This window comes from Bradyrhizobium sp. HKCCYLS1011 (genome assembly GCF_051167795.1).
Taxonomy (GTDB): domain Bacteria; phylum Pseudomonadota; class Alphaproteobacteria; order Rhizobiales; family Xanthobacteraceae; genus Bradyrhizobium.
Map to the genome: position 1 here is coordinate 193,184 of NZ_JBNPTT010000015.1, position 12,083 is coordinate 205,266.

Sequence of the window (12,083 nt, forward strand, 5' to 3'; positions counted from 1 at the left end):
CTGTGCCACCGACCCATCAGCGAGCTGACGTCTGTAGAACAGCCTCTTGGCCGGAATCCATTCGGTCAGCGCGTAGGGCTTGTTGGCTAACGGCGCTAACGTTCATTGTCCCAGCGTATCGATACCCTGAAGACCTACAATAGCAGCCCTCACCTATACTGCACGGATGCGAAGCGGATTGCCCGCACCAAATCAATAGTGTCCTAACGATCTCGGAAGAGCTGATTCATGCGCGGATGATGAACACCATGCTTATCCGCCATAACAGCGGCTCCGAGCGTTCAACGTATCGAGAGAATCTGACGCGGTAGTGACAAACAAGCTTTTCTCCTCATAGCAGGATGCTCTTCAGGAGATGCAATCCGTTGGCGAACAGACCGTTGGCTGCCAACTCTGCTCAGCAATAAACAATCCGTGTGGATAAGACCGTGAAGTTCACCAAAATGAACTTGCGGTATTAGGGGAATTACACAACCTTAGTTTGCGTAATTGAGGCTGGGTTTTCGGGGGCAAGGATGATACTTCCGCAAGTTGCGCGGCAACTGTACAACCTTAGATTAATGGTCGCTCGCCTAGCAACGTTTCTCGTTGAGAGCCTGCGTGGCTTAGGAGCGTCTGCCGGCTCGGTCGCCAGAGGCGAGGATGACCAAAGCTTTCCTACCGGACGTCTGGTGCGCTGTCTCAGCTCCATCAGCCATTGGCTGGCCATCGGTATTCTCGCTCCCCTCGCGATCTGCCTCGCTGGGATAGTGGCAATAGCCACGGCCAGCACGCCCGCGGTGGCAGATGTGTGGCAGGGATTTAGTGATGCGTCTGGCCAATTCAGGAGCTCGGACGGCTGCCTCGTCGCGCAGCGGGATTTTGTGACGTTTGTCAATCCTACCAATCCCGACCCAAATTACTACAAATACTTCACCGGTTGCTTCTACGGGAAATCGGGACCAGGCGGCATTGTGGTCGCCACCTACAGCTGCCACGCCATAGATGATACGCATCCGAATTGCCCCATTTTACCCAGCCTCTCTGTGAGCGACGCATCGGCATTCTGGGTCAGTTGCGATCCCGGATACCAGTATATCGAAGGCGAAGGGTGCGGGACCCTGCAGCCCGATGATCCGCATCGGGACGATCCGAACTGCGGACACTGCGTGGGAGACCCTATAGATACCGCAACAGGATTTCCAGTTCAGCACTACGTCGACTATCAGACCGCCGGGCCATATCCCCTCAAGTTCGAGCGCTACTACGCCAACAACGACAAGCCAAGATTCTCAGCATCGAATTGGCTGCGGAAATCGATGCTGGAGTCCGTCACTGGCGCGTGGCGATCCAATTTCGACGCAGCAATGTACAACCCGTATTTCGGCTCACGATACCCACACGCACTTTACTTCACGCTGCCTAACGGCAAGACTCTGTTCTTTGTCGACTCGACCGGTTCCGGCGGCTACGTCCCGGGCATGTACTACGTGAACATCGTCAATCAGGCGGTTTCGGTGCCGGGCGGGCGCGGCGTCGGCCAAGCCGTATCGCTCAATTCGGACGGCTCGCAGGTCACCCTGACGGACCTGGACGGCACTCATTACGTCTTCACGAACAGCCTTGCAGGTCCGGCAACGCGCGGCTCCCTGATCGCCATTCAGTATCCGGGAGGTTATTCGCAGACCCTGAACTATGACGCCGCGACAACCCACTTGTCGTCAGTGACCGACAGCTTGGGCAGAAGCATTGCCTTCCAATACGACGGCTACGGACACCTGGTGGCACTGATCGCAGGCGGATCGACCGTTGCGACCTACTCTTATATCGCCAACCCCACGCAGGCGACGATCTATTCACAGATCTATTCACAGATCGCTCCGATGGGCGTGCCGGCCGCTGCAGGACAAGCATCGGGAGCTCTCGGCAGTGTGACCCTTGCCGCCACCAACGAGACGACGACCTATTCATACGTCAACAACCCGAATGACCCGAACAGCATGATCCTGTCGAGCCATACGGATCCACGTGGCGTGACCTACTCGACCTGGAGCGTCGACTCGTCTTCTCGTGTCGTATCGAACTCGCTGGCGGGAAACGTGGGAAATACCGCTCTCAGCTACTCCCCCGCCAACCTCGCCTTTACGCCTGCCGCCGGTTACAGCACCCAGACGATTACAACGACCATAACAAATCCACTTGGCGCGACTGAAGTGGCGACCTACGCCATCAGCGCATCTGGCAACCCTCAAGGTGCGCCGTTTGGATTTGGAAGCAATCTGCTGTTAACGCAACGTCAGCGGCAGGCGACCAGCTCTCTCCCGGCTGCGACAACAACCTATTCCTATGATTCGAACCAGTTCCTGTCCAAAATCACGGATGCCGAGGGGCGCGTGACCGCCTATGTCAACGATCCCTCCACAGGCCTGCCGACCTCGATCACCCGCGGCTCCGGCTCGTCGAGCGCGGCCACGACGACCTACACTTGGAACACCAACTGGCGCGTCCCGACCCAAATCGTCGAGCCCGGTCTTACCAGCTCGTTCACCTGGAGCGATTCCGGACAACTCACGTCCTATACGCGGACTGACACGACCACGACCACCGCTCCATATTCCACGGCAGGGCAGACGCGAACGATAACCTACGCTTACGGCGCAAATGGGTTGGTTTCGAGCGTGTCGGGCCCGTTGGCGAACCAGACCGTGAGCTTCACTTACAATTCGACCGGTTTCATTCAATCGATCACCGACGAAGTCGGGCATGTGACCACCCTTACGGCGTGGAACGGTCGAGGCCAACCGACCTCCATTACGGATCCCAATGGCGTGGTCTATGCCTTGACCTATGACGGCGACGGTCGACTGACGAGTATAACGATCGATCCGTCCGGCCTTTCGGCGACCACTAGCCTCGCATTTGACGGCACGGGCGAGATCACCCAGATCACGCGTCCAAACGGCGCGTACCTCAAACTCACCTATGACGGCGCCCGTCGCCTCACGCAGGTGCAGGACGACACCGGGGCGACCATCGTCTACACCCGTGACAGCATGGGCAACGCCACCGCTCGCCAGATCAAGGATTCGAGCGGGACCGTGCAACTATCCCAGACAGCTGCGTTCGATCAGCTTGGCCGGCGGCTCAAATTCATTGGCGCGTCGAACCAGACCTGGGCACATGCGTACGACAGGACCGACAACCGGATTTCAGTCACCGATCCCCGATCAAACGTCTTCGGCTGGAGCTTCGATGCCTTGAACCGGCTGATCAAGACGACCGATGAGGAATCCAACGCCGAAACGGTGCAGCTCAATGGGCAGGACGATGTCAGCAACTACAGTGATCCGCGTTCACTCAACACCGGGTTTGTGCGGAACGGCTTTGGCGATGTGATCCAGCGCACCAGTCCCGATACGGGCACGACCGTCTATGTCTACAACGCGCAGGGCAAGCCGACCCAGACGACCGACGGGCGTGGCATCGTCACCAACCTGACCTATGACGCTGCCGGGCGGCTGCTGACCAAGCAATATCCGGCCTCGCCGGGCGAAAACATCACATACACCTGGGACTCAACCGCCGGCGGCAATCGTGGCATCGATCGGGTGACACGGATCGACGACTCCTCCGGCAGCATCGAGTGGACCTACAACTCGCTCGGCCAGGTCATCCAGGAGAAGAAGACGACAGCGGGTGTCGTCTATACCGTCGGTTACGGCTACGATCTAGACGGCAAGGTTACCAGGATCACCTACCCTTCGGGCCGCATCGTCAATTACTATCGTGGCGCGGCCGGACTCGTTACGACCGTCACCCAGCAGTCGAATGCGGCGAGCACCGAAACCCTGCTGGCGAAATGGGTCACCTACCAGCCTTTCGGACCGCTGCAGTCCCTGTCGTATGGCAACGGGCTGATTCTGTGGAAGACATTCACGCAGGACTATAATCTCAGCACATTCGTCGTCGAGCAGGGCTCGAACTCGATCATCAACCGCGCCTACACCTACTGGTACAATGATTTCGATATCACCAACGTGTGGGATAACAACGTTACCGCTCGGACCGACAATTATGTCTTCACGCCGAGCCACCGCCTGCAAAATGTCTATGGCGACTGGGGAACGCAAACCTATTGGCAGGATGCGGTCGGCAACCGGACGGGCGACGTCTTCACCGTTGGCAGCACGACGACAACCAAGGTGCTGGGCTATCCCTACAACAGCAATCTCTATGTCGGCACCACGGAGGGATCGACAACGCTGCGCAGCGTGACCAATGACGGCGCCGGCAACATCATCACCGATGTCAGGGGCACCACAACCTATAATTATCACTACAACAACCGCAACCGGCTCGACCAGCTGACGATCGGCTCGACGCCAACTGCGAGCTATGCGTATGACGGGCTGGAACGCATGGCGGTTCGCACGACCCAGAACATGACGCCATCGGCGACCACGCACTACATCTATGACGCGTCCGGGCGACTGCTGGCCGAGGCCAGCGCGGCCGGAACGACACAGCGGGAATATGTCTGGCTCGACGACATGCCGCTGGCGCTGTTTGCCGATCTCGATACAGCGGCGCCCAAGCAGTTTTACGTCCATCCCGATCACCTCGATCGTCCGAGCAAAATGACGGACGCGAACCAGAGCGTCGTCTGGGATGCCTGGTACTGGCCCTATGGCGAAGTCCGGTCAATCACTGGAAGTGCAACCAACAATATCCGGTTCCCCGGACAGTATTTCTTGGTCGAGTCAGGATTGCACTACAACTGGCATCGTCACTACGATGCGTCGATCGGGAGATATGCCCAAGCCGATCCGCTCGGGCTGGCAGCTGGACCGAGCCTTTATCTTTATGCGGGCGGCAACCCAGTGTCCTATACAGATCCTGCGGGAGAGTTTCCATGGGGGCTTGCGTTTGCTGCATTAGACATTGGACTGCAACTCTACGAGAACGACGGAAATTGGCGGTGCATTAACGTAGCAGAAGTTGGGCTGAGCCTTATAGGCGGGGGCCTCGCAGGTGGCTTGGAGAAAGGAGCGTTTAGATTCAAGGATTTCGGAAGTCACACCTGGGACGCGACACGCAAGTGGATGAACACGGAGGGCATTCAGCTATTAGAAGATGGGCAGGCGAGGCATCATTGGTTGTTGGAACGGAACCAAGGCATAGGGCGGATCGTGCCAGACTGGATCAAGAACCAGCCTTGGAACACAAATCCCATTTCTAAATCCTTGAATTCCAAGCTCGGGCAATATCCTGGGTTGGCCTGGTTGGCGGCTCCTGGATGGGCTAGGAGTTTGACCGTTGGTGCCATCTTAAAGGGAACCAGTTCTGCGGGAGGTGGATGTGACTGCAAATAATGGCCCGCACACTGTACTTCTCTTCGATGAGAGGGCGGAAACGGTCCTGCCCTATAGCAGCGATGCGTTCAACGTATCCACCGGTCTGAAGGAGCGGGTACGCCAGCGTTATCTGGGTGTGATGGTATTAGATCGCGACGGGACGGTTTGCCGGATTGACGAGATTCACTTTGAGCATCTTTGGGGAGCAAATATCTGGCGCAGAATGTTCAGCTTTATGAACGGAGGCACTCGTCAAATATCAGTAATCATGAGTCGGCTGGATGGAATGGGCTTTAATGAAATGCGCCAGCGTGCGCTAGCGTATATCAGGAAACATCCTGAGCTCGTTGAACAGTATTTCGACAAGACGGCTCCTGAAGAGGCTCTAAATCAAGCGGCCTCGTCATCAACCTGTCCGGAATTGTTTGATGCTCTAGGGGTGCCGGAACCTTTCAATTGTCTAGACTCGCTTAGCGCCGGCCGCTAGCGAACCGGTCAAGCGCGAAGCCCGAAGAAGGTCCTGGCCAAGCAAATGCTTGATGCGGCGGCGCTGCGGGAGCCGTTGTCCAAAACCGGTAGCGCTCGCTGGCAAGGCGCAGGTTGGTTGGGTGACTCAGCGGCAGGCAGTGCTGCTCAAGGCCCCAATTCAGTGATCAACAACGATTGCACCTGCAGCAAATGAGCGCCGAGTTGCCTCCGCTCTCATATCCGGGACTTCTCTCGCGCCAGGGATATACCTACTTGGCTGCGACATCCCTGGAGCTTTGTGCGCATCCGCGGTCTTTGTTCGAGGACACTGTTCGGCGCGCGCGTGCCGGCGAATGGCATTTGCTCGATGCTGAGGGCAGGCGCTTCGAGGTTGTAGGCCGGACCCGTATTCGTCCATTCGGTGGCATCAGGAGAATTGGGCCAAGGTTGCTGGGTTCAGTGTTCGCTGCTCCAGTGTTGATGAACGAAACGAGACTGTCGCTGCCCGAGTTCAAGAAGCGGCTGGCAGGCGCCATCAGGAGCCGATATCGGCATGACTTCGATAAAGCTCCGACTACTCAGGCTGTCAGGCTGTTGCAAGCGGCACAGTCGTATCGACGCCCTGCCGAAGCTCTCGCCACGGTCAATCCGTAGATCAGCCGTCTAGGCAGTGATCTCCGAGAGGAACGCCGGCTTAACTGCCCGGGGCGACGGAAACGAGCTCTTGGAGTTCGAGAAAGCCACGAGGCGCACCACAGGCGCGTCGACTACAGACCAGCGCCTACCCGAAAATGGGCCCGACATCGGACCGGCGACATCGGCCGGCCTCGAAGCAGTGGAAATGGTCGGAGCGGCAGGATTCGAACCTGCCACCCTGCGTCCCGAACGCAGTGCGCAAATTCTAAGTTATTGATCTTTCTTATCTGGCCATGGTTTCCATCCCGTTTTGTTCATCGTCATTTCACCCAAGATTTCGTTGCGAGCTCCCTGACCAAGAACGAACTCCGCAAGGCGTCATATTGCCTCATACTGGAGGGGTTCGGCCAGCCCAGCGCCTCCCGTGTCGGGCAACAGGAACACGCGAAGATGCGAACTTCGCCGGCAGCTGGCTTAGTCGGAATAGCAATTCCTGAGCTCCCAATCGAAAGCCACGGAGATGATTTATTGCTTTCTTTGAGTGCTCCAATGGTGAGGACTGCATGAGCCGCATCCCCCACATCAGCCTCGTTTGCTGTCGTGAAACAAGCCAGCCAATGTCATATTGAGCGCGATCGCGATGCGGCTCAAGGTGTCAAGCCGAACGTCGAGCTTACTTGCCTCCAGCTCGCAGATCAGCGATCTGCCGCAGGCCAGCCAGGTTAGTCAATCCCTCTTGAGTCAAGCCCTGGGCTAGCCGAAGACGCCGCAAATCGCGCGCCAAGATCTGCCGCGCGGCATGAATGTCCCGCCGAACCATGCAGAAGGAGGCACATCAGAACAGGCCGGGCAATCCGACGAGCTTCATTGAAGGCGTTGCAATAGAGTTCTGGTTGCGCGGAGGCGCAACTACCGACACCAACATTCCTGGAGGTTGTGAACTGACATAGCAACCCAAGACCGCAGACAACTGGGAAAACGGGAAAAGCCCGCGAATCAACGGACTAATAGACCGTTTTGGGAGATCGGCATCGTTTGTTCTGCAGAGGCTTTCGAGCCGCTACTCATTTTCAAGAACGCTACCCAAACAACCGACCGAGCTCAGCCGCGGGCCAGAGCGGCGTGTTGCTGCAGATTATGCGCTCTGCGAGAAGGTCCAAGCTGAACGACGCGGCTAGCGCGCGCCCGGCTGCGAGGTATTGACGAAGGCCAAAAGACGCCTCTCGCGCAACGTCAAAGGATGCGATCGGCTCCATGATGGATTTGACAGGGTTGACCGTCAAGCTATTGGCGGCATGGTCGGAGGTGCCGGAGGTTGAGCAGGTTGTCGGCTCGCCAACGAAGCGCTCGCAGTCATCGATGACGGTCGAAGAGCTATCTCGCGCATCGCCTAACAGTGACAAGTATGGACAGCGGCGTTCAGATTCGATCGAGGAAAATACTCGTCCAGTGCGACCGACCGCGGGAAGCCTCCCCTCAAGCAGGATGAGGAGGCCGATCTGCAGAATCGCCCTGGCGATGGCTTCTCCAAGACGGATTCCGTCGCTCAAGCAGCAAGTTGTTGTTCACTCGTCTTCAGTCTTATTGTACTAATTAGCTCAGCTCGGGTTCGTGTTAACCGGTGCGAACGAGCAAAACGACGGAACGAACGCCGACTCTTTCGACGTTGACAGTGCCTCTAAGTTGGTTGTCCAAACAAGGATTGAAGATGATAGATTTACGACTTTTAGTTGTTGTCGTGTTCTGCATGATGTGTTCGGCGGCTAATGGTGCTGCACCGCCAGCGTTTCGCGCCTATCTCACTGCGGCCCAGGTGTTCACGCCGCCGACACCGTTGAATTATACACAGGTGCTGTTCAACGCTGTGGCATGGGATACCACGGGTTGGTTCGACACCGTCAACCACGTCTGGAAGCCTCAGGCCAGTGGCACCGCATTGTGTACCTGGCAGGTTTGGGATCAAGCCGGCGTCTACAATAGCCAATCGTATGGCATCACGGCCAAGTTAATTGGCACCGATTATTTGGGCAATAACAAGAGCTATGGTGGTGTAAGCGAGGATATAGCAGCTGTCGGCACCCTGGGCAGCTATCCCAACACGGCCCAAAGCCAGTTGACAGCTCTGGTCCATGTCGATGCTGGCGACACATGGAAGGTGTCGAACTATGTGCAATCGGCATCCCCGCCAACAGGAACGGTGACGATCGATCCGAACCCGGCTCACACGATGTGGTCCTGCATGTTCTTTGCTGACTGACGGTCTTCGATGAGCGGCTCCCGGCACCATTGACCAATTCGCGCACGGCAGGAGTTCGTTTGATGTCGCGGCCGGGTTCATCGGGTGGGATAAATGGTTTATAGCCTCTCCTCGGAGGCGGCACTCGATAGCTCGAAGTCCAAAATTGGTAGCATGGCATCTCTGACGCCAAGCGGCTCAGTCGCTCGAGGAATAAAAATGCCAGGCTGAAGAGACCTGGCCAGCGCCTCGTTATTACATCGCAACTAAATTGATATCCGCTTCACCCGGACCAACGGGTCGTTTAAGCACACGCGATACTATCGTCGTACGGCTATCCCCCGAAACAGCTATAGGTATAAGCTCAAATGTCAAATACGCCTCCGCCCTCCGAGCTGGACATAGTCCCATTTTGCTGGTCCGACCTCGATCTACTCCGCTTACTTGGCTGAACTTGCTACCAATAGTACTACCATCGAAGAGTTCGAACAGACAAACCCAGCTCGGCGAACAACATTCCGGCGATTGCAGTCCCCGGAACGCGCAGAATTCGTCTGTGCGGGAAAAGCGCTACTCACAAGTCACCTAAATTCCGAGCGCGGTTCACCGGACTCCCGCGCGCAAAACGTTTTGCGTATCCCCAACGCCGAAATCACTGCCGACTCGCCTGTGCTGTCACCCTCACCGCAACAGGCGATCGGATGCGCAACCCCGACCAGCTCCGGCTATCGCCTGTTGCTCCACCTGCGCAATCGGCGAACGCCCAACCGGACTCCATTCTGATGGATGAAACTTCGGTGTCAGGTCAGCGCTACGATAGCATTCGCCATCGATTAGAGCGCGGCAGCTGTTCGTCAGAAGCGCCGCTCCTTCTTATGGGGGTCGTGCTTGGAGCGACATTCGTTACTTCTGTGATGACGTACGCTCCAGCGCATTACCAACAGATCGGGAGATTCGATTAGCGACCGCCGGAGCATTCTCGCCGCATCAAGGTGAGGCAGAAGGAGTCGGAGGTGAAACAGAAGCCCCCCCCAAAGCCACAGCGTCCGATGTCTCAACAACCATTGATATTTATTTTGTTGGAGCAGGTCTTTGAGGCTGGTCCTGACACTGTTATCGCAAACGGGGCCCATGAATTTGAGAGAATAAGATTTCCGTTTCCAACATAGATATTCCCTCCTATCTCATCGTCGCTAAGCATAAGCACTTTGTTGTAGTACAGGTTGATGTTGCCGGTAATAACCGAATTTGTGATTGTCGTAACCGAAGAATTTCCAGTATCCGATATCACGATCGCACCGCTTGGATACGAGCCCGTAAAATCACACTCTACAAAGTGATTCTCGGGCTGCGTTAAACCGACAATGTTGTAGTGCTGCCGATATCCGACTTGCCCTGATTGGGACCCGGGCTGATCGAACTTCACCCGAGTATACCAGTTCGCTCCCCCACTATTTAGTGCCGCCTGATAGCCCCAGATGAAGCCTCCCCAGATGTGACTATCAACGCCGTCGTTCCACAGACCGTACGCTCCATAGAAGCTGTTAACGTCCCGGAGGGTTACGTTGCAGTTTTGACCGATGTAGACAGTCCCCCTTGAGGCTCCGGACCCATTGAAGCCATATACCCGGACACTTTCCATCGCACCGAAATGATTTCCCTGCGGACAGGTTCCATCGCTCTGGCTTTGGAAGCTGACGACAGTGCTATCGGTATTCGTGAACAAGACAGCACAATCTGCGTCACCAACGACCCTCACCTTGGGAGGGATCACGACGCCTGCGCCCGAGATGAGATAGGAGCCGCAATGCAGGAGAGCTTGGCCGCCCCCATACGTTTGTTCGAGCCACATAAGCTGACAGTTGATCGCCGTCGTGTCATCGACAGATCCGGTGGCCGTCGCTCCACTACACACGCCCGCAATGGGTTGCTGAAGATCTATAGTTGAGTTTGCAGCTTGTGCGCGGCAGAGCGCAACCATCCCAATCACTGCAATCATGAGCAACAACCTACGCATATCTATCTCTCCTCAGCAGCTTTCCATTCACCAAATTTTTCCGACGAGTTGCTCACTTCATCGGCTAGCGCGCCGCGACTGAGCGCACAGTTGTTACTCCCCTGTCAGCCTGGTTCGCCGCAAGAGGGACCTCGGCAACAGAACGGCATTCCGCAGACTGTTTGCGGCTCCCTAGTTCGCGCAACTGCGCCGGCTGGAGCGCTTTGAGATCACAACTATATTGAATCGTAATTACTAATTGCTATTCTAAGTTGCATTCCTTTCGCCTCTGCCCCGCAGTCCGCCGGCTCTTCCGAGCAGACCACAATCATATGACACCTTCAATTAGATGAATGGAATATTCACAACGATACGTAGATAAGGCTGATCTTGCGCAGTCAGAACGTCTGCGAGACTCGCCAGCGTGGAAGTCGGGGTCCAAAGGCGACGCGGAGCTGGCTCGGAAAACATGTTTGGGATCTCGAGAAAGGCCAGGAAGTGCACCATCGTGCTCATCGAGCAGAGAAGTGGCAAGATGGTGCCAAATTGGATCAAGAACCCGCCCTGAACCTGAATCCGGTGCCTAACAATGAGTGGCACGACTTCTTGCACCCGCATAGTCCAGTATTGCGCAAGATGTTGGGGGCTCCGGGCTGGGCGCAAGGCACTGGCATCGGTGGTGGTATAACGGGTCTGGGTGGAGGACAATGTGGGTGCCAATGACCCCGACGAGCTGCTCATTTTACGGGAAGGGCTGCGCGACCCAAGGCTCGAGCGATTCATCGAGACCAAGCCGGGACACTGCCTCATTTCGCTCGGTGAGTTGTTGATGCGTAGGCTGCGGGGCGCGCTGCTTCTGCATCCATCTTTGGAGTTTGTCTGAGATCGAAGGAGTCGGGCTGGTTGGAATCGCGGGACCACGTACTCTCGGGGCTCCTATTTTCTCGCATGTCCTACTTCTCGTGCTGGGATGGCTGACCCTGTCGATTCCGCTACTGGCGCGGTTACGGCTGTCGAATTCGCGGACCCTGACCCTCGACGAAGCCAAGACCCTCGTCATCCAGATGATCAAGGAGTCGTCGACGGATCGGGAGGATGCGGCTCGCCTGGAGCAGCAGGTCCGCAAAGCGAAATCTGTGAACCGCATGGCGCGAGCCGTCGCCGAGGCTCGCGATTGAAAGCGGGCCGGCGTGGCAGCCCGATATTCCGGATCACAGCGGCTCTGCCAGACGGGAGCGGCGACGTACCAAACCTTTTTGGCAGCGGCAACGGATCTGCGGGAGGCGGATATGACTGCAAAGGGTAGCCCGCAAACGGTGCTCCGGTTTGATGAAAGAGTGACCTGCCACTGAAGTTTCATCCAGCGGCGTTTAGAGTCCGAGTGGGTTTTACGCCGATTGGCGCGGGTGGAGCA

The 12,083-nt window shown here is 56.7% G+C and carries 6 protein-coding genes and 1 tRNA gene; 5 read left to right on the forward strand and 2 right to left on the reverse strand.

Annotated elements, in window-relative coordinates; genetic code table 11:
- Positions 1 to 515 precede the first annotated feature (515 nt).
- Together ACQR1W_RS37215 and ACQR1W_RS37220 are read left to right on the forward strand one after the other, a co-directional pair.
- Positions 516 to 5,351: an RHS repeat-associated core domain-containing protein gene (locus ACQR1W_RS37215; RefSeq protein ID WP_434855427.1), complete on the forward strand. Its 4,836-nt coding sequence runs from the start codon at positions 516 to 518 to the stop codon at positions 5,349 to 5,351.
- Positions 5,338 to 5,820: a hypothetical protein gene (locus ACQR1W_RS37220; RefSeq protein ID WP_434855428.1), complete on the forward strand. Its 483-nt coding sequence runs from the start codon at positions 5,338 to 5,340 to the stop codon at positions 5,818 to 5,820. Before ACQR1W_RS37215 ends, ACQR1W_RS37220 begins: the two co-directional genes overlap by 14 nt.
- Before the next feature lie 827 nt (positions 5,821 to 6,647).
- On the opposite strand, the gene ACQR1W_RS37225 is transcribed toward ACQR1W_RS37220, so the two are convergent.
- Positions 6,648 to 6,788, reverse strand: a tRNA-Pro gene (locus tag ACQR1W_RS37225).
- Between the two features lie 1,357 nt (positions 6,789 to 8,145).
- Between ACQR1W_RS37225 and ACQR1W_RS37230 the strand changes: the two genes are divergently transcribed.
- Complete coding sequence (locus ACQR1W_RS37230; protein ID WP_434855429.1) at positions 8,146 to 8,694, forward strand: hypothetical protein; 549 nt, start codon at positions 8,146 to 8,148, stop codon at positions 8,692 to 8,694.
- Positions 8,695 to 9,727: 1,033 nt separating this feature from the next.
- Here the strand turns inward: ACQR1W_RS37230 and ACQR1W_RS37235 are convergent.
- A complete protein-coding gene (locus tag ACQR1W_RS37235) occupies positions 9,728 to 10,690 on the reverse strand; it encodes a hypothetical protein (protein WP_434855430.1) in 963 nt (320 codons plus the stop codon).
- Between the two features lie 688 nt (positions 10,691 to 11,378).
- On the opposite strand from ACQR1W_RS37235, the gene ACQR1W_RS37240 reads away from it, so the two are divergent.
- Complete coding sequence (locus tag ACQR1W_RS37240) at positions 11,379 to 11,552, forward strand: hypothetical protein (RefSeq protein ID WP_434855431.1); 174 nt, start codon at positions 11,379 to 11,381, stop codon at positions 11,550 to 11,552.
- The gene (locus ACQR1W_RS37245; RefSeq protein ID WP_434855432.1) at positions 11,545 to 11,847 is read left to right on the forward strand and encodes a hypothetical protein; all 303 of its coding nucleotides are present in this window, start codon (positions 11,545 to 11,547) and stop codon (positions 11,845 to 11,847) included. Before ACQR1W_RS37240 ends, ACQR1W_RS37245 begins: the two co-directional genes overlap by 8 nt.
- The last annotated feature ends 236 nt before the right edge of the window (positions 11,848 to 12,083 follow it).